A 19,438-nucleotide genomic window follows, 5' to 3' on the forward strand; every position below is an offset into this window, starting at 1 on the left:
GGACGATGACGACCCGCCGCATCCGCGCAACCGCCACTTCCGGCGTCATATCACAGGACCAGGCCTGGGCAGTTGTGTGCGATTTCTGCGATCCATGGCATCCCGCGATTAATGAGATGCGGGCTGAAACGGATGATGCCGGCCATATCGTGCGCGCCTTTACCGTGGCAGGCGAGGACACGCTCTATCGCGAGAGGCTGACTTACTTCAGCAACTCAGATCACCGCATGGGCTATACCCATCTTGACGGCATCGAAGGTGCGCACCGCTATGGCGGGTGGCTCGCGATCACTGAGGCCAGAAGCGGTGATACCGTTGTGTGCATGAGCGCCACCATCGAGGCGACCGCCGCGCGCGCCGATGCGATTGCCGCAGGCACGCAAGCTGTTTTCGACGCTGGCGTCAAGGCAATCGTCGAAGCGGCCGCAGGCCACGCGGCTGGCGGCGAGACCGGTTTGTTACCACCCTCGCAGATCACCTTGGATCAAATGCAGATCGACAGCCTGCCCCGGCTGGCCATCACCATCACACCTGAGGGTTCGGATACGCTGGTTCTGTTCCTGCACGGAATTGGCGGCAATCGCGACAATTGGAACCCGCAATTGCAAGCCATCGCGCCTTATGCCCGCGCCGCAGCGTTGGATTTGCGGGGCTACGGTGGCAGCAGCCTCGGAGCGTCACAGTCAACGGTCGATGACTATTGCGCTGACATCCAGCGGGTTTGCGATGTGCTCGGGGCAAGGCGGCTAGTCCTGTGTGGATTGTCTTATGGCGCTTGGATCGCCACGTCCTTTGCGATGCGGCACCCCGAACGCCTTGCCGGGCTGGTGTTGTCAGGCGGATGCACCGGCATGTCCGAAGCAGGACCGGACGAGCGTGACGCGTTTCGCATCAGCCGTGAGGTGCCTTCGGATGAGGGGCGCGCGCCGGCCGACTTTGCAACAGCCGTCGTTGACGTGATCGCAGGACCGGACGCATCACCGGAGATGCGTGGCGCCCTGACGACCTCAATGGCTGCAATCCCGGCGCAGACCTATCGCGATGCCTTGCGCTGTTTCACGAACCCGCTTGAAACCTTCGATTTCTCACGGCTGACCATGCCGGTGCTGCTGATGACCGGTGAACACGACCGCCTTGCCCCCCCTGAGGAGATGAGGCGTGTGTCAGAAAGGATTTGGGATGCGTCACAATTCCCCGATGTGCACTTTGAAGTGATCACCGGAGCGGGCCATGTCTGCAATCTGGAAAAACCTGATCTCTACAATGCGTCCCTGACCGGCTTCATCAAAAGGGTCGTAGGGTGACGAGAGTGTCGCGGCGCGCATCTAATCGGCGGGAAAAACAGCAACGCATCCTGACCGCCGCGATACAGGTCTTTGCCGAAATGGGGTACAGCGCCGCCACAATGGAGCGTATCGCGGAAGCTGCGCACCTGAGCAAGCCAACGCTCTACCAATACTTCGACAGCAAGGACGCCCTTTTCAAGGCGATGATGTCAGCCCCCCGCGATCGGATGATGGAGGTTTTTGACACCCCGGAAAGCACCAACCACGTCGCACAACTTCTGAGTTTTGCGCGCGCCTACGCGGACATCGTCATGCGGCCCGAATATCTGTCTCTCGCACGGCTGATCATCGGCGAAGCGCAGCGCTTTCCGGATGTGGGTCGCGCCTATCAGGCATCGGGACCAGACCGTGTTCTGGACCGGTTGATCACCTTTATGGAGGCGCAAAAAGCGTGCGGCGCGCTACAGTTTGATGACGCTGAACTGGCGGCGCAAGATTTCTGGGGTCTGATACTGTCTGCCCCGCGCAACCGCGCCCTGCACGAGCCGGACAATCTGCCCAGTGCGGCGCAGACAGCGCGATACGTCGAAAATGGTGTGCGGGTGTTTCTCAAGGCTTATGGCGTAAACTCCGCCCAAGACCTCGAAGATTTGGCAAAACTTCTTAACCGCTGATAGGCTCCGACACGCCTCAATGCAGCGCGGCCATGGCAGGTGTCACAGTTAGTTGACTGCAGCCGACCTGGAAAATCTCTGGTCTAGGGCGGCTGAATGCGTATCTGTTCATACCAACCTTTCGCTACGCAGGAACGCCCCCATGGAATTGAACGCTGATTTCTCAGACCGGGTTGTCATCCACTCAGACACGTTGGACTGGCAAGCGTCCCCAATGCCGGGCGTGGACCGGCGGATGCTCGACCGGATTGGCGGCGAAGTGGCGCGGGCCACGTCCATCGTGCGCTATGCGCCGGGGAGCCAATTTTCGGCCCATACCCACACAGGCGGCGAAGAGTTTATCGTTCTGGACGGGGTTTTTCAGGACGAACACGGTGACTTTCCCGAAGGCACCTATGTGCGAAATCCACCGACGTCGAAACATACGCCCGGGTCGGCACCGGGCTGCACGATATTCGTGAAACTCTGGCAGTTTGACTTGGACGACCGCACACAATTTCGCAAATCCATGGATCAGGAGTTGGGTGCGTCGACAAACGGCATTGCGTCCGCGTTGCTGCATGAAGATCAGGGAGAGAGGGTGACCTATCATCGCTTAGATCCCGCTGCACGGCTCGAAATTACGGATGACGGGGGCATTGAAATTCTCGTCATCGCCGGCGAGGTGACCGACGGCAACGACGATCTGCGCAAGGGGTCATGGTTGCGCGTTCCCGAAGGGCAACGCGTCTTGGCTGTCGCCGGTGCGCAGGGGGCTAAAGTTTGGGTGAAATCCGGTCACCTGCCTTTCGCCAAACCGCCCGCCATCTGATCGCGCAGCAGCATGGAAACTGATGTCGCGATTGTCGGCGGCGGCCTGGCTGGGCTTGCCCTGGCAGAAGTGCTGGATCGCAGGGATATTTCCTATCAGCTGTTTGAGGCACGCGACCGCTTTGGCGGGCGGATCAAGACCGAGACCGTCGGCCACACTGTCTTTGATATGGGCCCGGCGTGGTTCTGGCCCGGTCAGCCCCGGATGGCACAGATGGTCGCGCGTTTTGATCTGAAAGTGTTCGATCAGCACGCCGAGGGCATGCTGAGCTTTGAAGATGAAAGCGGGCAGGTTCAAAGAGGCCGTAGCTACGCATCAATGGAGGGTTCGCTGCGTCTGGCAGGTGGCATGACAGAGCTTGTTGATGCGCTTGTCTCAACCTTGCCGCCTGCGCGATTGCACCGACGCGCGGCTGTGACCTCGATCGCACAAATCGCCAACGGGGTTTCACTGAGTCTCAAGACGGGCCGGTCTGTGACGGCCAAGGCTGTGGCCTTGGCCCTTCCCCCGCGCCTGATCGCCGACCAGATTACCTTTGCCCCTACGTTGGACGCGCCCGCCCATGAAGCGATGTGCGCGGTTCCGACATGGATGGCAGGTCAGGCCAAGGCAGTAGCGGTTTACCCTAGTCCGTTCTGGCGCGATGCCGGTCTATCGGGTGACGCGATGAGCCAACGTGGCCCAATGGTCGAGGTTCACGATGCGTCGCCCATAGACGGCAGTATGGGTGCGCTTTTTGGGTTCATCGGGATTGCCCCGCAGCACCGTCAGGATGAAACGGCGCTTCGCACCGCAGTAACCAGACAACTGGAAAGGCTTTTCGGGGAAGCCGCTGCGCGACCTGCGATGCTCTCCATCAAGGACTGGGCGCGCGACACATACACCGCAAGTCTGCTGGATCAGCAGCCGCTTAGCGCACATCCTGCTTATGGGTTGCCGCAGCCCCTGGACGGTCTATGGGACGGCAGGCTGGTTTTTGCAGGGACCGAAGTCGCGCCGCAGTTCGGTGGCTATCTTGAAGGGGCGCTCGAGGCTGCTGAAAACGCGACCGCGCGCTTGCTCTGATGACCGTGGTGGCCTTCATCTGGCCAAGAAAAAAGGCACCCGGTAGTCCGGGCGCCTTTCGGTCTGCTTGGTGATCGTTGATCAGTCGATCCGCGCCACTTCGGCCCAGGAACCACCTTCGACACGGCTTATCACGATGGCGTCCGCCGCCTGGTGATCATCTGCGCTGAAATCGACGGTGTTGTTGGCGATCTTGTCCTCGTAAGACAAACCTTCCATCGCCGCGATAAACCCTTCGGAAGTCAGGTCGGGCCCGGCCGCTTCAAGCGCCTTGACCAACAAGACAGCCGCCGAGTGACCCAAGAGAGCGCCAGTCCCGGGCAGTGCTTCGCCGGTCGCATCGCTGTACTTCTTGACCCATGCGCCAACCTCTGGCTCACCCAGGCGTGCCTCAAGATCGGACCAGCCTGCGGCGGCATAGAAACCTTCGGTCACGCCACCCGGCACTTTGGCAATTGCCGTGTGGAAGGACGCGGAGGCGCCAAGGAATTTGACGTCATCCCAGCCGATCTTCTTGGCCGTGGCGACCGCAGTGATCACCTGACGCACACCCAGCGCCACCGCAATCAGATCACACCCTTCGCTTTTCAGAAGCGTCAGAGACCCGACAAAATCCAGTTCGTCCGGCTTGTGCTTGGTTTCCGCGAGGAACGGGATACCCAGTTTCTCGGCGGCATCCACAGCGCCTTCCTGAATTTCGATCCCAAAGTCGGACGGAATGTACATCGCGCAAACGTTTGTGCGACCCTGTTCGGTCTTCATGTACTCGACCGCCGTCAGCATCTGATCATAGTACGAAGACGTACCGGCGAACTTGATCGGTGATGGCGGATCGATCATCTGGCGGGCGGCGGTCAGTGGGTTGATGTTCGGAACGCCCTTGTTCTCAAGAAGTGGGAAAGAAGCGATGTTCATCGGCGTGCCAAGGCTCAGCAGCATTGCGAAAACCTTGTCCGAGTTCACAAGCTTGTTGAGGCCCGACATGGCCTTGGGCATCTGATAGGCGTGATCCTCAACCACCAGACGGATCTGGCGACCGTGCACACCGCCCGCGGCATTGACCTCATCGAAGTAGAGATTGGCCGCCGTGATGGCAGGCGCGCCAAAGGCCGCAAAAGGGCCTGACATGTCCTGATTGGACCCAATGATGACTTCGCTGTCGGTCACGCCTTGCGTTTGCGCCAGACCGGCGGTGGCCAGTCCAAGCGAAAGCGCCAGACCGGTGCTTGCTGTTTTCAGCATATTTTTCATAAAGTTACTCCCTTAGTTTTGGTTAAGCGTATGACTTATTCAGCATACATGTCGTCAATCAGCACTTTGTGCTTCTTTTCGACGGTCGCCCGTTTGAGCTTCATCGTCGCAGTCAGTTCTTCGTCTTCAGCGGTCAAAAGCGTATCGATCAAACGGAATTTCTTGATTTGCTCTACACGGGCAAAATCCTTGTTCACCTCCTCTACCACCGACCCGATCAAATCGCGCACTTCGTCAGCAGCACAGAGACTTTTGAAGTTTGAGAAAGGCACGCGCTTGTCCTGCGCAAACTTTTCCACGTTTTCCTGATCAATCATGACAAGACAGCTCAGGAATTTGCGCCTGTCGCCCACAACGACGGCATCGGCAATATAGGGTGAAAATTTCAGCCTGTTCTCGATTTCGGCGGGGGTGATGTTCTTGCCGCCCGCCGTAATGATGATGTCTTTCAGACGCCCTGTGATCCGCAGGAACCCTTCGTTGTCGATCAGACCGACATCGCCGGTGCGCAGCCAGCCGTCCTCAGTAAAGGTTTCGGCGGTCTTTTCTGGCTTGTTCCAATACCCCTTGAAGACGTTACCGACCTTGTATTGGACCTCTCCATCGTCCGCAATGCGCAGATGGCCCGACTCAATCGGCTTGCCCACTGTCCCCAGCTTGTCCTCACCGGGATTTGTCACCGTGATGATGCCCGCACTTTCGGACATTCCGTATCCTTCAAAGATTTTCACGCCAACGGCCCGGAACCAAAGCAAAAGTTCCGCAGAAATAGGGGCAGCGCCAGATGTACCGCGGCGCAGTTTATCAAAACCCAGCATCCTGCGGACATTCCGGAAGACAAGCAGATCATACATCTGGTAGCGCATGTTCAGCGATGCCGGGACAGGCTTGCCCGCCAGTTCCAGTTCCGCCTTGGCCTTGCCCGTTTTCAGCGCTTGATCAAACAGCCAGCGGGCCGTGGGCGTGGCATCCTGCAACAGGATCGAAACGCGGCTATAGATCTTTTCCCAAACGCGGGGCACGCCGGTAAAAATAGAAGGCGAAACCTCCTGAATGTTCTCAAACACTGTTTCAGGGCTTTCGGCGAAGTTCACGATGGTGCGCCCGGCGATGGGCTGAACAACAGAAACCACACGTTCCAAAATATGACAGAGCGGCAGAAAGCAAACCTGCTCATCGCCGGGTTCGACTGGCAGCTTTTGCTGGCCGACCCCGATGGTTGCCATGATGTTACTGTGGGTGATCTCAACACCCTTGGGCATCCCGGTCGTCCCAGAGGTATAAACAAGGATCGCCGTTTCATCCGGTTTGCCGTTGGTGATCTCATCTTCAAAAAGGGACGCATTTGCGGCAAACACCGCTTCACCCATCTTGTAGAGATCATCGATAAAGATCACGTCCGCATCAGAGAAATCGTGCAAACCGGTGCGGTCATAGACAATGACCTTTTTCAGCCCGGGCATCTTTGCTTTGACGGAAAGGTATTTGTCGAGCTGTTCGTCATTTTCGACGAACAGGTATGAACTCGTGCTGTCGTTGACCAGATATTCCAGCTGAGCGGCAGAGTCGGTTGTGTAAACCCCCGAAACGATACCACCCATGCACTGCACGCCCATGTCGGTATAGATCCATTCCTTGTTGTCTTCCGACAGGATCGACACCACATCGCCACGGCGCATGCCCAAGTCATAAAGCCCAAGCCCGATCAGCCGCGCGCGCTCAAAATAATCGGTCCAGCTGTGTTCAAGCCAGATGCCGAAATCCTTTTCGCGGTGAGCTGTTTGCGTGGTCAGCGCACGGCAGCGGTCCATAAACATCTTGGGCAGCGTGTCAAAGCCATCCACATAGAACGGCGCGCGCGTGAGATCCTTGTTAAAGGTCAGACCCTTGATGGTCACCTGTTCCGGTATGTCGGTAATGACATTCATCTGCGTTCCCTCCCTAGCGCCAGGTCTTGCGCTTTTTCCACCGCTTTTGCGTCCGTTCCCCTGCTTCCTGTACACCCAGATAGAATTCCTGAATGTCCTTGCTGGCCGCAAGCACCGGGGCCTTGTCGTTCATCACGATACGACCGATTTCCATGACATAGCCATGGTGTGCTGTGTCCAGGGCCACCTTGGCGTTCTGTTCAACCAGCATCATCGTCACACCCTGTTCGGTATTCAGACGTTTGATGATGGTGAAAATCTCTTTTACCAGCAAGGGGGACAACCCAAGGCTGGGCTCATCCAGCAGCATGACCTTGGGTTTGGCCAGCAACCCCCGCCCGATGGCAAGCATCTGCTGTTGCCCGCCAGAAAGCGTGCCGGCAGCCTGCCGCGCTTTGTCCTTCAGGATCGGAAAATAGCCGTAAACCATCTCCAGATCATTGCGCACGCCCGCTTTGTCATTGCGGGTATAGGCGCCCATCAGCAAGTTTTCCTCGACGCTCAGCAACGGGAAAACCTCGCGCCCCTCAGGTACATGGATGACACCCCGTCGCACAATCTGGTCGGGTTCCATCCCCTGGATGCTTTCGCCTTCCAGATGGATCGTGCCCTTTTCGGGGTCCATGATCCCTGAGATGGTTTTCAATAGTGTCGTCTTTCCGGCTCCATTCGCCCCCAGCACGGTCACGATCTGGCCTTCGTGCACCTCAACGCTGACACCGCGGATCGCCATGACCGGGCCATAGTAGCTCTCGAGGTTATCCACGCGCAAAATAGGTTCGCTCATGCTGCGTCCTCCGCATCATCCGAACCGATGTAGGCTTCGATAACCTTGGGGTCCCTTTGCACTTCTTCCGGCGTGCCGATGGCCAGCATCCGACCGTCCGCTAGCGCCATGACGCGATCGGAAACCGCGCTTACCAACGACATGTCGTGCTCTACCATCAAAACAGTGATGCCCATCAGCTTTTTGATGTCTTCGATCCAGAAGGCCACGTCCTGCGTTTCCTCGACCGACAGACCAGACGCCGGTTCGTCCAGCAGCAACAGCTTGGGTTCAATTGCCAGTGCGCGGCCCATCTCGACCACCTTGCGGACACCGTATGGCAGGCCCGCGATGAACTTCTCGCGGTAGGGCTGGAGATCCAGAAAATCGATGACCTCTTCGACCGCCTTGCGATGCCGCTTTTCCTCGCGGCGCACGAAGGGGGTAAAAAACATCTCGCCAACAGGGTTCGATTTGCGATGTTTGTGGCGGCCCACCAACAGGTTTTGCAAAACGCTGGCTTGCTCGAACAATTCAATGTTCTGGAAGGTCCGAGCGATGCCAAGGCCTGCAATCTCGTACGGTTGCCGGTCCAGCAGGCTTTGACCCTGAAACCGGATATCGCCTGCAAAGGGGTCATAGATCCGGCTGATCAGATTAAAGATCGTGGACTTACCCGCACCATTCGGGCCGACAAGGGCAAAGACTTCGCCCTCTTCCACAGCAAAGCTGACGTCATCCACCGCCGTCACGCCGCCAAACTTCAGCGTGACGTTCTCAAGTTCCAGCAAACTCATCGCATCCGCTCCGTCTTGAGATAGCTTTTCTGGCGGCGGAACATGTCGCGGCGGTAAAACGGGAACAGCTCAAAATACGTACGTATCTTCAGCCATCGACCCCAAAGCCCGTTGGGTTCAAACAAGATCACGGCAACAAGGATCGCCCCGAAGACACCGCTTTCCAGCCCCGGAATGGTCATCGATGACCCACCCGTCATGCCGTTGATGATGTCACGCACAAAGCTGATCGCCTGCGGCAGGAAAACAATCACGATCGCCCCCATGAACGCGCCCTGAATGAAGCCGATCCCGCCCACAACAATCATCAGCAGCAGGGTGATCGAGATCACGATGTTGAACGTTTCGTTGTTAAACACACCCGAGAAATGGCCCATCATCGCACCGGCCACGCCCGTGATCCCACAAGAGATCGCAAAGGCCAGTGTCCGGGTTCGCGCGATATTGACGCCCATCGCCTGCGCCGAAATTTCACTGTCGCGCACGGCAGCAAACGACCGCCCCAGCGGGGACCGCAGGATATTGCGATAGCCGATCAGTATAAGCACCGTGATCGCCAGATAAAGCCAGTACATCCCCGTGATGTTCGCATATCGGTTAAAGCTGATGCCAAAGAGTTCGATATCAGGAGCAAAGATGCCTGATACGCCCCCTGTCCAAGGCTCCAAAATAACGATGATGCTTTCCGACAAAATCCCAATCGCCATCGTCGCAATCGCCAGATAAATGCCGTGCAACTTGGTTGTGGGAATGGCGATCAGCATACCTGCAAACGCGGCACACAGACCAGCCAGCGGCATCGACAGCAGGAACGGCAATCCCCAGTTTTCCATGAACAGAACATTGGTATAGGCGCCCACCGCCAAAAAAGCGGCATGGCCCAGACTGGCCTGCCCGGTATGCCCCACCAGCAGCATCAGCCCCATGCCCGCAACGGCCCAGATCAGCATTGAGGTGAATTCGCCCAGCAGGAATTCCCCCACCAGATAAGGCAGCGCAATGGCGATCACCAACAGCAACATGTACCAAAAGGCGTGAAAACCATGTTTGAACAAACCGATATCGGCGTCATAACTTTTCTTGAAGATAATGCGCATCTGATTACACCTTCTTCGCCTGAACCTGGCTTAGAATGCCATGGGGCCGGAACACCAGGATCAGAACTAGGATCAGATAGGGCATAAGCCGCGCCAGATCGCCGCCCAGATACCGGGCAGAGAAGGGTTCGACCAGACCGATGATGATGCCGCCCAGCAATGCGCCGGGCAAAGAGCCAAGCCCGCCGATCACGGCTGCCGCAAAGGCCTTGATGCCCAAAAAGCCCGTGGCCGGATCAATAGACCCTTTGGAGGCAAACAGGATGCCCGCAATTGCGGCCACCGCGCCTGACAGCGCCCAGACCAGCGAATGCACGCGCTTGACGGGGATACCCATGTAGTAAGCCGCCATCTGGTTCTGACTGGACGCTTGCATCGCCACACCCATCTTGGTGCGTGCAAAGAAGAAGTACATGCCCACGGTCAGCGCAATGGTCACGACGATCACAAACACTTCGTCCAACCCCAGCACCACACCGCCAAAGCGGATGTCGCGACCCGCAAGGGGGCTCTCGAGGCTTTGGGGCTCGTGACCCCAGATCACGCCCGCAACAAAGCGGAACACAAACCCGATCGCGATGGTCAGGATCACCACGGCAATCTGGCTTTGCCCGAACGTCCGCCGCAACAGGACCGCATCCATCAGATAGCCGACCGCCGCCATGATCAGAATCGTCAGCGGCACTGCCACGACAAATGGCAAATGTGCGTAATGTTCGTTGGTCAGCCCAAGGGCCACAAAGGCCCCCAGCATCATCATGTCGCCTTGTGCGAAATTAACAGCCTCTGTCGCCTTGTAGATGAGCACAAAGCCCATTGCGATCAGACCATAAACGCACCCATTGGCGAGCCCGCTCACCAAGAGTTGCAGTGCATCCAATGCTAAGTTCCTCCCTGAAACCTATGTGACTGCTCTTACGGCAGTTTGCCCCTTATTGGTCTTTCGACGTTGCGGCACTTTTTGAAACGTACGCTGAATACGCAAAGAGTGTCGATACCTTCACGCCTCAGCTGCTTTTTTACCTCAGTTCAGCCGAACACTCATTTCGCCGCGCGCCTCCCACGATTCGCGGCGCAGTTGTGTTGACGGTGATCCTATTCGCAAGTCTGTCCGGTAATCCACCGTTTCCGTCGAAACTCCTGTTGCGTCACTTTCCTGCCAAGGGGCACCCAACCAGAATGCCGACGCGCCGATCGCAGACAATTCCCTTGCCGCAGAAAGATTCCGCATCACATTCGTCCAGATACGGCCCCCGCCAAAGTGCCCGCCACCAGGCGTCCCGATATCGCGACGCCGGCCCATGACCCGGGGTTCAGGTTGACACATGGTCCCGTTTGCCTGTCGATTGGGGTCAGGAACACGCCAGAATAAGGAGATGTTCAATCATGTCAGACGAGGTAAAGCTTGAACGCATTCCAATGCCCGAAAAGAAGCCGGTCGTTGGGAACATGCTTTCGGTCGATAAGGATCAGCCACTTCAGAGCCTGATGGATATGACCCGAAAGCTGGGACCGATCATCCGGATGGACATGATGGGCACGCCGCTGGTCGTCGTATCCGGGCCAGACCTTGTCGACGAACTTTGTGATGAGCAACGCTTTGACAAGGCGGTGCGCGGGTCGCTCAGACGGGTGCGCGCCATCGGGGGTGACGGGCTTTTCACCGGCGACACCCAGGAACCGAACTGGAGCAAGGCGCACAACATCCTGCTGCCGACCTTCAGCAGGCAGGCGATGGGCAACTACTTTCCCATGATGCTTGATATCGCCGGACAGCTTTGTCTCAAGTGGGAACGCATGAACTCGGACGATGATATTGATGTCGTCCATGACATGACAGCTGTCGCGCTCGATACTATCGGGGTGTGCGGTTTCAACTATCGTTTCAACTCCTTCTACCGCGAGGAATATCACCCCTTCATCAACGCCCTGACGCGGACGCTGGAAACGTCAATGAACCAGCGCGGCCTGCCGTTTGAAAGCGCGCTGCTGAAAAAGCAATTGGCGCAAAAGGAAAAAGACGTCGCCTACATGAACAAACTGGTCGACGACATCATCGCCGAGCGCCGCAAGGGCGGGGAGCGGGTCGAAAACGATCTGCTGAATTACATGCTTGATGGCGTCGACAAGGAAACAGGTGAAACTCTGTCGGATGAGAACATCCGTTACCAGATCAACACATTCCTGATCGCGGGTCACGAGACGACATCGGGCCTGATGTCCTTCACCATGTATTTCCTGATGAACAATCCGGATGTGCTGGCCAAAGCCTATGAGGAGGTCGACCGCGTCCTGGGCCGCGATATTTCTGTCCAGCCGACGCTGAAGCAGGTCAACCAACTGACCTATATCAACCAGATCCTGCTGGAATCCCTGCGGCTGTGGCCCACCGCCCCCGCGTTCTCTGTCTATCCTTACGAAGACGAAGTGATCGGCGGCAAATACAAGCTGAAGAAAAACACTTTCACCACGGTTTTGATCCTCATGCTGCACCGTGACAAATCGGTCTGGGGCGAAAACGCGGAAGAGTTCAATCCCGATAACTTTGCCCCCGAAGCAGTCGCGTCGCGCCCACCGAACGCCTACAAACCGTTCGGTAACGGCCAGCGCGCATGTATCGGACGGCAGTTTGCAATGCAGGAAGCGGTTCTTGTCGTCGGCATGATCCTGCAGCGGTTCGAGTTGATCGACCACCAGAACTGGCAGTTCAAGATCAAGGAAAGCATGTCGATCAAACCAGACGGGCTTCGGATGAAAGTGCGCATGCGCAAGGATGTGCAGCGCTCGCAACTGGTGGCTGGATCAGCGACAGATGTGAGCGGCGCCACTGCAGGCCTTGCCGATGCCGCCAAACGACCTAGCCACGGGACACCGGCACTGGTTCTTTATGGCTCAAACCTGGGCAGCACCGAGGAATACGCCCGGGATCTCGCCCGCGCGGCAGATATGAACGGATTTGACGTTAAACTGGCTGATCTGGATGACTATGCAGGCAAGCTGCCCACCGATGGCGCTGTTCTGATTGCCTGCGCGTCGTACAATGGCGCGCCGCCCGACAATGCCAAAAAGTTCGTTAACTGGCTTGAAAGCGCTGAGGCCGGGGCGGCGAAAGGTGTCAAATACGCGGTCTTTGGCTGCGGTCACAGTGATTGGGCCGCCACTTTCCAGGCGACCCCCCGGATCATCGACGACGCGCTTGAGCGGCTGGGGGCAGAACGGATCATCGCCCGTGCCGAAGGGGACGCCCGCGATGATATCGACGAACAATTCGACACCTGGGCAGGTGCAGTCTGGCCCGCTGTTGTGACGTCGCTTTCGCTGGATCTGGATCTTGCAGACGCTTCAGAGGCCGCGCCCCTTTACGACGTTGAACGTCTGGGCGCCTCTGAGACCAATCCTGTCGCTCAGCAAAGCGGTGCACGTGCAGCACCCATCGTGGAAAACCGCGAATTGCAGAATGTCGACGCATCGCACAGATCAACCCGCCATCTCGTGGTCGACCTGCCCGACGGCATGAAATACCGCGCCGGCGATCACCTGAGCGTCGTCCCGGTCAATTCAGACGAACTGGTAAACCGCGTTCTCAAGCGATTTGACTTTGATCCGGGCGACCAAATCCGAATCCGATCAAGCTCTAACGATCATAGCCAGCTACCCGTTGATAGCCCAATTTCGGTCAAGCGACTGCTCTCGCAGATGCTGGAACTTCAATCTGTTGCGTCCCGTCGGGATGTAGCGACCCTCGCCCGCCACACAAGCTGCCCGCACTCCGGACCCAAGCTTAAGGCGCTGGCCGAAGACGACTATAAGGCAGAGGTGCAGAAAAAGCGCCGCACGGTGCTAGATCTGCTGGAAGAATTCGCGGCCTGCGAACTGCCCTTTGGCGTCTTCCTTGAGCTGATGCCAATGTTGTCGCCGCGCTACTATTCCATCTCGTCCTCACCAAAGCAGGACGCTGACAGGTGTTCGATCACGGTCGGGGTGGTGAATGAGCCGGCGATTTCGGGTCTTGGGCAGTTCAAAGGCGTGTGTTCCAACCATCTCGCGCGGCTTGATCAGGGGGACATGGCCGATGTGTCCATTCGCGGGGCGGACGATGGCTTTCAATTGCCCGATGATCCCGCAACACCTGTGATCATGATCGGGCCAGGTACGGGCATCGCGCCGTTTCGGGGGTTCTTGCAAGAACGCGCCGCGCTTAAGGCTGAAGGTGCCGATTTGGGTCCGGCAATGCTGTTCTTTGGCTGCCGCCATCCGGATCAGGATTATATCTACCGTGAAGAGCTGGAAGAATACGCCAAGAACGGCATCGCCGATCTGCATGTTGCCTTCTCTCGGCAGGATAAGACCAAGACCTATGTTCAGGACCTATTGCGCGAACAGCGTGATACGGTCTGGGCCCTGCTGGAGCAGGGCGCCCGGGTCTATGTCTGTGGGGATGGCAGCCGGATGGAACCGGACGTGCGCCGCGCCTTGTCGCTGATCTATTCCGAAGAAAAGGATGTGAGTGGTGAAGCAGGCGAGGCCTGGCTTGATCAGATGGCCGAGGACGGCCGCTATAACCTGGATGTTTGGGTCACGACCTGAACACAGCCTGAGACACAAAAAAGCCCGCCGTAAAGGCGGGCTTTTCCGTTGGGGTAGGAAGAAAAAGCTTAGGCAGCTTTGTTGCTCTTCCACATTTTCGCAGCGTTGTCGCGCAGTGCTTCACCGTTCTCGGTGGCAACTTCGCGCACGTAGTCATATGCGGCGCGGGCGTTGTTCATGGAGCACTCGGACTGCTCGCGGACGTATGTTGTCTGAACGTCCATCGCGTCTTTCAGAGATTTGGCCGATGCCAGTTTCTCTGCCGCGTTGATGCCGCGGTTGACGTTGACAAATGCCGCTTCGGCGATGTTGCCAAGGATGTTGGTGTAGCCTTTGGCGGCGCGAACCAGAACATCTTCGATGGTCTTGTTGTATTCCTGGGTAGTCTCGAACAGGTTCTCTGCACGATCTTTTGCAGTGGAAGTCGAGCGCATGACCATCTCACGTGCGCCGTCTGTGACGCGGTCAACGATCTTGTTTGTTTCGGCTTCAACTTTGGAAGCTGCTTTGGTTGTCTTTGCGGTTGTTGCTGTCTTCTTGGTCATTTGTTTATCCATTCTCATTAAGCCATGGGTGGGTCCGGATTGCTTATCAACTCCGGATGAGATGTATTTGGGGCTTCTCATGCTGCAGTGCAACATTTTTCTGTTGTGACGTAAGGTCAGATTTCGCAATAATTATAAATTATATTCATTTTCAATGCTTTATTAAGGCTTTAAGGAATCTAGAAATCTCGCCGCGCCGCCGCATTTCGCTCGGAATGCATAGCCAAAAAGGGTGAATCGGCCCGCATGTGCTGCGTTGCAGCATATTGAGTCTTCGGCGCCGGACTGCTAGCTTCACACTCTACTTATTAGGATCGGACCTCGTGATGCGCACCCTGCAGACACAAGAGATGGAAAAACTGCAGCAGCTCAACCGGATCAAGGTGCTGGCAACGCTGGTGCTGGTTGCCTGTTTCTGCGCCATGGTGATCGCGAAGGCGCTCGAACACCACTACCCCCCCTTCGCGATCATCGCTGCCTTTGCCGAAGCTGCGACAATCGGGGGGATTGCCGACTGGTATGCGGTGGTCGCCCTTTTCAAGAAACCTCTTAACCTGCCGTTTCCTCACACGGCCATCATTCCGAACAACCAGCACCGCATCGCCGAGAACCTGGGTGGTTTTATCGACAGCAATTTCCTGGCACGCGGTCCTGTAAGCGAGAAACTGAATGAAATCGACTTTGCCGGAGAGATGTCCAATTGGTTGTCATCGCGCGAGCGGTCCCATGGCCTTTCAAAGTTTGTTGCGCGACTGATCCCGCAACTGCTGAACTCAGTTGATGAGAAGGGACTGGTGCAATTCGCCACGAACCGGGTCAGCGGCCAGCTGGCCAAAACCGATATCTCGCCGCTGATCGGCAAGCTGATGCAGACTTTCACCAAGGATGGCCGACATCTGAAACTGATGGATGACCTGATCTCGGCTTTGCACACCTTTCTCAATGACGAAGAAACGCTTGAGCTTGTCCGCACCAAGGTGAAACGCGAACTGCCCGTCCTGTTCAATGTCGTGGGGGGGGACACACTTGTTGTCCGCCGCATTGTGCGCATCGCAACTGAATTGCTTGATGAAGTCAGAGAGCAGGAGGATCATCCCCTGCGCGGAGAGTTTGAGGCATTCCTGACATCCTACGTCAAACGCGTGCGGCGCACGAAACGTTTTTCCAAACAGATCGAGAACCTCAAGCAGGTGGTGCTGGGCCGGCCCGAACTGGAAGACGCCGCAGACCACATGTGGCACGGCCTCAAGGAATACATCCTTGCAGATGTGCAGGCCGATGACTCTGTTCTGGTCGAACGGCTGACCGACATGCTTGTCGAGGTGGGCGTGAACCTCAAGCAAGAGCCCGCTCTTCGGAACGACATCAACACCGGAATGGTGCTGGTGATCTCAAACGTGGTGGAGGACCAGCGCGGCAATATCGCGGCTTACGTCTCTGAACAGGTCAAAAGCTGGGACATGCAGCAACTTCTGACCCTGATTGAGGCCAATGTTGGTCGCGACCTGCAATTCATTCGATTTAACGGAATGATCATCGGCGGCTGTGTCGGACTGGTGCTTTTCGCTTTGGAAACTGTGCTCTTGTCATCGTGAGGCCGCGCCGCCTAGCATGTCGCAGCGTTGTCCGGATCCTCCGGGACAGCAAAATCAGGAGAGATCACTATGGCAGACGACAAGAATCCGTTCATGGACATGTTTCAGGATTTCGGAAAATCGATGAGCATCCCGGGCCCGGACATGAGCGACATGATGGATTACCATCGCAAGAACCTGCAGGCCATTCAGGCCGCCATCCAGGTCAACACCAGCAGCGCGCAAACCCTGATGGGCAAGCAACGTGAAGCACTGGAAAAGACGCTCGCGGATATCTCGGACAGCGTGCAGGATGCATCGTCGTCCGGTGACCCCGCAGGTGCGATGTCATCTTCGGTCGAACTGGCCAAGCGCACCTTTGATACGACCGTTCAGACAACCACCGAAATGGCCGAAATCATCCGTCAGGGCGGAACCGATACATATGACGTTCTCAAGAGCCGCGTCATGGAAAGCGTTGATGAACTGACGCCGAAAGATAAGTCCTGACATCTGGCAGAATCCAAAATGAGAAAACCCGCGACCGATCATATCGGGCGCGGGTTTTCTTTCGAAAATTTCAGAAAGCCGCAGCTATCAGTGCGGGTAGACAGGTTCGGGATAGAGCACGCTCTTAAACCCGGAACGGTCGAAATGCTGCCAGTCACCTTCCGGTTGGGCAAGCCGATCCGCCACGGCATAGACCGCCGCCGGATGATGACCCAAGCCACAGTGACTGCCTTTGACTTCGATGTTCTCGGCGATTTCTGAATGCGCCTCGATGCAGTTTTGCCAAGCGCAGACGCCGTCTGTCTTGCTGTAGATGGCGGTGGTCGGCACCGGCGGGGGTGCAGAGATGGCACCGCCCATATGGCGCTCTCCATCATGAGAGCTTTGACCGCTGGCCATCTCATATACACGCCATGCATTTGTGGCACGGGGACTGCCGCCAAAGGGGCTGCCCATCGAAATGACTTGCCGGATCTTGTCCGGCATCATCTTGCCCAGCTGCCGCGCATAGATGCCGCCAAGGCTCCATCCGACGATACTGACCTTGCGCCCGTGTTCTTCATGCAGACCCTCGACCAGATCGATCAACCCGCGTTCAACCCCCGGACGTGGACCCAGGTTCAGGCCCATTTTCCAGCCATAGGTCGGATACCCCTTGCTCTTCAGAAAGCGGCGCATTGCGATGGTGGACGTATCATTAGTGGTCAACCCCGGCAAAACCAGGACCGGCTGGCCATCTCCGCGCGGCGCCAGAAGGCTAAGTGTCGGCAACGCAGCGGCAAAGCCAAAGAGTTCCGGGATTGCCCGTCCTTCCATTAAAAGAAGGGCTTTTCTTGGTGCGATTGATGTCGCTTCCGCCACGGCACGTCCTTTCGATTGAGCAGGCAATGCCTGCAGTCTTGACGACTAGAGACGACCAAGCATCAAGGTGTCAACATGACCGTAAGGTAATGTTGACACAAGATGGCTACGTGATCAGCGCGATTTTGACCGCTCACTCTTTGCTTTTGGCCATTTCCTTGTCCAGCGCTTCAGACAATTCTTCGAACGAATCCACCAGCAGATTGGCGAAATCATCGACATCCGGCACCGCCTTGTGGTCAGCGGTAATGCCAAAATCGAGGTTTTCGAGATAGCTTTGCACCGTCACGTTTAGTGCGACGCCGTGCGTCGCAATCGAAACCGGATAAAGTGCGGTGACTTTTGCCCCTGCGCAATACAGCGGGAAAGGCGGCCCGGCATTGTTGGAGATACACATATTTACCGGCTGCGGGATGTGATCAGCCAATTTGGTCGTTCCGTAGAACTGCATCAGCCCGGGCAGAAGCGTGGGCGCGCCCAGAATGGTAAAGTCCGTTGGTGCCGCATCCTGCACACTGCCTGCGATGGCTTTGGTCGCCCCGGATTCCTTTGCTATTTTCTCTAGCCTCTTCAAAGGTTTACTGTAATTTGTCGCCAATGGAACGTTCATACCAAACACTTGATTGTTGGTATCCGCATTGCCCGCCTGACGCAGCGAGATCGGCACAAATGCAACCAGCGCCGCATCAGGTAGCGCCTGTTTTCGGGTCAGATAGGTGCGCGATGCACCACTTGTAATCGCCATGACAACATCGTTCAGCTTTGTACCGGTCGTCTTTGCGATCCGCTTGACCTCTTTCAGCGGGATCGACCGCGCGGCATAGCTGCGCTTGGACCCAACAGTCACGTTAAACGGCGTCCGCGGAGCCAGAAGCTGGGGCAGACCAACCTTGCCCATCAGAACGGGCGCAACCATATCCGCCATCTGGCTCATGACTTTGGGGATGCTTTCCAACAGGTTCATCTGCTGACGCAAAAAATTCGAAGCGATGTCGTTTACACTTAGAATAGCGCGTTCCAGATCACCGGGCTTGCGGCTGGGCGCCTTTTCCTTGGCAGGCTCCACATCGCGCGGGGTTTCCGTGACGTCATAGAGCGCCTGCGTGATCGCCATGCCTGCGCCACCATCCACCGCCGCATGGTGAACCTTGGAATACAGCGCCGCCTGACGCCCTTCGATCCCTTCGATAATCGTGAATTGCCAAAGCGGCTTTTTGCGGTCCAACCGCTCTGCATGCAGCTCAGCAACCTTGTCTTCCAATTGCTTTCGCGTGCCCGGCTTGGGCAGCTTGGCCGATTGGATGTGATAATCGAAATCCAGCTCACCGGCTTCGACCCAACCGGGGTGGTCAATCTCGAAGGCAGCCTTGGCCAGCTTCATTCCGAAGATCGGGACAAGGTGCACGCGGCCCTTGAAAAACTCGGTGAAATGCTTGTGAAAAGACCCTCTGAAACCTTTTGGAAGATCATAGAGCGTCAGCCCCGCAACATGCATCGGCGTCTGTTCCGTTTCCATGTAAAGAAAGGTCGCGTCGAGCCCACTGAGCTGTTTCATATATCGGTTTTCCCTTCTGAGATTGACGCTACGCGCCTGCTTGATCAGTTGACTAAACTCTATATTCTAGGTCAAGCGCGCTTTAAAACCGCCTGCGTCACGCTAAATTTGTCCGCTAGAGAGGCAAAAAG

Annotated in this window: 16 protein-coding genes; 7 read left to right on the top strand and 9 right to left on the bottom strand. The window is 56.8% G+C overall.

From position 1 onward, the window contains the following. Positions 1-5: 5 nt before the first annotated feature. The 4 genes from H9Q16_RS13570 (at position 6) to H9Q16_RS13585 (ending at position 3,836) form a co-directional block, all read left to right on the top strand. Complete coding sequence (locus H9Q16_RS13570; RefSeq protein WP_191075964.1) at positions 6-1,304, top strand: alpha/beta fold hydrolase; 1,299 nt, start codon at positions 6-8, stop codon at positions 1,302-1,304. Further along, positions 1,301-1,960 carry a TetR/AcrR family transcriptional regulator gene (locus H9Q16_RS13575; RefSeq protein WP_216859416.1) on the top strand — a complete coding sequence of 220 codons (660 nt, stop codon included), beginning with the start codon at positions 1,301-1,303 and terminating at the stop codon, positions 1,958-1,960. The genes H9Q16_RS13570 and H9Q16_RS13575 overlap by 4 nt, the downstream gene beginning before the upstream one ends. A gap of 142 nt (positions 1,961-2,102) precedes the next feature. Beyond that, positions 2,103-2,771, top strand: coding sequence for a cupin domain-containing protein (locus H9Q16_RS13580; RefSeq protein ID WP_191075966.1), 669 nt, complete (start codon positions 2,103-2,105; stop codon positions 2,769-2,771). Positions 2,772-2,783: 12 nt separating this feature from the next. Continuing rightward, complete coding sequence (locus H9Q16_RS13585; RefSeq protein ID WP_191075967.1) at positions 2,784-3,836, top strand: flavin monoamine oxidase family protein; 1,053 nt, start codon at positions 2,784-2,786, stop codon at positions 3,834-3,836. Between the two features lie 81 nt (positions 3,837-3,917). Here the strand turns inward: H9Q16_RS13585 and H9Q16_RS13590 are convergent, their stop codons facing one another. From H9Q16_RS13590 to H9Q16_RS13615, 6 genes are read right to left on the bottom strand one after another with little or no spacing between them, the layout of a single operon-like run. Beyond that, positions 3,918-5,087 (bottom strand): ABC transporter substrate-binding protein, encoded by a 1,170-nt coding sequence (locus tag H9Q16_RS13590; protein ID WP_191075968.1) that lies wholly within the window; start codon positions 5,085-5,087, stop codon positions 3,918-3,920. A 35-nt stretch (positions 5,088-5,122) separates the two neighbouring features. After that, positions 5,123-7,015 (bottom strand): AMP-dependent synthetase/ligase, encoded by a 1,893-nt coding sequence (locus H9Q16_RS13595; protein ID WP_191075969.1) that lies wholly within the window; start codon positions 7,013-7,015, stop codon positions 5,123-5,125. 13 nt (positions 7,016-7,028) lie between these two features. Then, entirely contained in the window at positions 7,029-7,802 is a 774-nt protein-coding gene (locus H9Q16_RS13600) for an ABC transporter ATP-binding protein (RefSeq protein ID WP_191075970.1), read from the bottom strand. Next, positions 7,799-8,578, bottom strand: a complete 780-nt coding sequence (locus H9Q16_RS13605; protein ID WP_191075971.1) for an ABC transporter ATP-binding protein — start codon at positions 8,576-8,578, stop codon at positions 7,799-7,801. Before H9Q16_RS13605 ends, H9Q16_RS13600 begins: the two co-directional genes overlap by 4 nt. Next, a complete protein-coding gene (locus H9Q16_RS13610; RefSeq protein ID WP_191075972.1) occupies positions 8,575-9,675 on the bottom strand; it encodes a branched-chain amino acid ABC transporter permease in 1,101 nt (366 codons plus the stop codon). The genes H9Q16_RS13605 and H9Q16_RS13610 overlap by 4 nt, the downstream gene beginning before the upstream one ends. A gap of 4 nt (positions 9,676-9,679) precedes the next feature. Next, on the bottom strand, positions 9,680-10,555 hold the full coding sequence (locus tag H9Q16_RS13615; protein ID WP_191075973.1) for a branched-chain amino acid ABC transporter permease: 876 nt from the start codon (positions 10,553-10,555) through the stop codon (positions 9,680-9,682). 506 nt (positions 10,556-11,061) lie between these two features. Between H9Q16_RS13615 and H9Q16_RS13620 the strand changes: the two genes are divergently transcribed. After that, on the top strand, positions 11,062-14,262 hold the full coding sequence (locus tag H9Q16_RS13620) for a bifunctional cytochrome P450/NADPH--P450 reductase (protein ID WP_191075974.1): 3,201 nt from the start codon (positions 11,062-11,064) through the stop codon (positions 14,260-14,262). Between the two features lie 68 nt (positions 14,263-14,330). Here the strand turns inward: H9Q16_RS13620 and H9Q16_RS13625 are convergent, their stop codons facing one another. Next, on the bottom strand, positions 14,331-14,807 hold the full coding sequence (locus H9Q16_RS13625; protein WP_216859417.1) for a phasin family protein: 477 nt from the start codon (positions 14,805-14,807) through the stop codon (positions 14,331-14,333). Between the two features lie 326 nt (positions 14,808-15,133). Between H9Q16_RS13625 and H9Q16_RS13630 the strand changes: the two genes are divergently transcribed. Both H9Q16_RS13630 and H9Q16_RS13635 read left to right on the top strand, forming a co-directional pair. After that, the gene (locus H9Q16_RS13630) at positions 15,134-16,402 is read left to right on the top strand and encodes a DUF445 domain-containing protein (RefSeq protein ID WP_246455830.1); all 1,269 of its coding nucleotides are present in this window, start codon (positions 15,134-15,136) and stop codon (positions 16,400-16,402) included. A 69-nt stretch (positions 16,403-16,471) separates the two neighbouring features. Next, a complete protein-coding gene (locus H9Q16_RS13635; protein ID WP_191075977.1) occupies positions 16,472-16,891 on the top strand; it encodes a phasin family protein in 420 nt (139 codons plus the stop codon). Positions 16,892-16,978: 87 nt separating this feature from the next. On the opposite strand, the gene H9Q16_RS13640 is transcribed toward H9Q16_RS13635, so the two are convergent. Beyond that, complete coding sequence (locus tag H9Q16_RS13640) at positions 16,979-17,752, bottom strand: esterase/lipase family protein (protein ID WP_216859418.1); 774 nt, start codon at positions 17,750-17,752, stop codon at positions 16,979-16,981. Positions 17,753-17,885: 133 nt separating this feature from the next. Further along, complete coding sequence (locus H9Q16_RS13645; RefSeq protein ID WP_191075979.1) at positions 17,886-19,307, bottom strand: WS/DGAT/MGAT family O-acyltransferase; 1,422 nt, start codon at positions 19,305-19,307, stop codon at positions 17,886-17,888. Positions 19,308-19,438: the final 131 nt, after the last annotated feature.

The organism is Sulfitobacter aestuariivivens (assembly GCF_014763045.1).
GTDB lineage: Bacteria > Pseudomonadota > Alphaproteobacteria > Rhodobacterales > Rhodobacteraceae > Sulfitobacter > Sulfitobacter aestuariivivens.

Bases quoted from the DNA above. Each gene is read 5' to 3' on its own strand.
- H9Q16_RS13570 (WP_191075964.1), top strand. From the start codon at position 6: ATGACGACCCGCCGCATCCGCGCAACCGCCACTTCCGGCGTCATATCA.
- H9Q16_RS13580 (WP_191075966.1), top strand. From the start codon at position 2,103: ATGGAATTGAACGCTGATTTCTCAGACCGGGTTGTCATCCACTCAGAC.
- H9Q16_RS13585 (WP_191075967.1), top strand. From the start codon at position 2,784: ATGGAAACTGATGTCGCGATTGTCGGCGGCGGCCTGGCTGGGCTTGCC.
- H9Q16_RS13590 (WP_191075968.1), bottom strand. From the start codon at position 5,087: ATGAAAAATATGCTGAAAACAGCAAGCACCGGTCTGGCGCTTTCGCTT.
- H9Q16_RS13595 (WP_191075969.1), bottom strand. From the start codon at position 7,015: ATGAATGTCATTACCGACATACCGGAACAGGTGACCATCAAGGGTCTG.
- H9Q16_RS13600 (WP_191075970.1), bottom strand. From the start codon at position 7,802: ATGAGCGAACCTATTTTGCGCGTGGATAACCTCGAGAGCTACTATGGC.
- H9Q16_RS13605 (WP_191075971.1), bottom strand. From the start codon at position 8,578: ATGAGTTTGCTGGAACTTGAGAACGTCACGCTGAAGTTTGGCGGCGTG.
- H9Q16_RS13610 (WP_191075972.1), bottom strand. From the start codon at position 9,675: ATGCGCATTATCTTCAAGAAAAGTTATGACGCCGATATCGGTTTGTTC.
- H9Q16_RS13620 (WP_191075974.1), top strand. From the start codon at position 11,062: ATGTCAGACGAGGTAAAGCTTGAACGCATTCCAATGCCCGAAAAGAAG.
- H9Q16_RS13625 (WP_216859417.1), bottom strand. From the start codon at position 14,807: ATGACCAAGAAGACAGCAACAACCGCAAAGACAACCAAAGCAGCTTCC.
- H9Q16_RS13630 (WP_246455830.1), top strand. From the start codon at position 15,134: ATGCGCACCCTGCAGACACAAGAGATGGAAAAACTGCAGCAGCTCAAC.
- H9Q16_RS13635 (WP_191075977.1), top strand. From the start codon at position 16,472: ATGGCAGACGACAAGAATCCGTTCATGGACATGTTTCAGGATTTCGGA.
- H9Q16_RS13645 (WP_191075979.1), bottom strand. From the start codon at position 19,307: ATGAAACAGCTCAGTGGGCTCGACGCGACCTTTCTTTACATGGAAACG.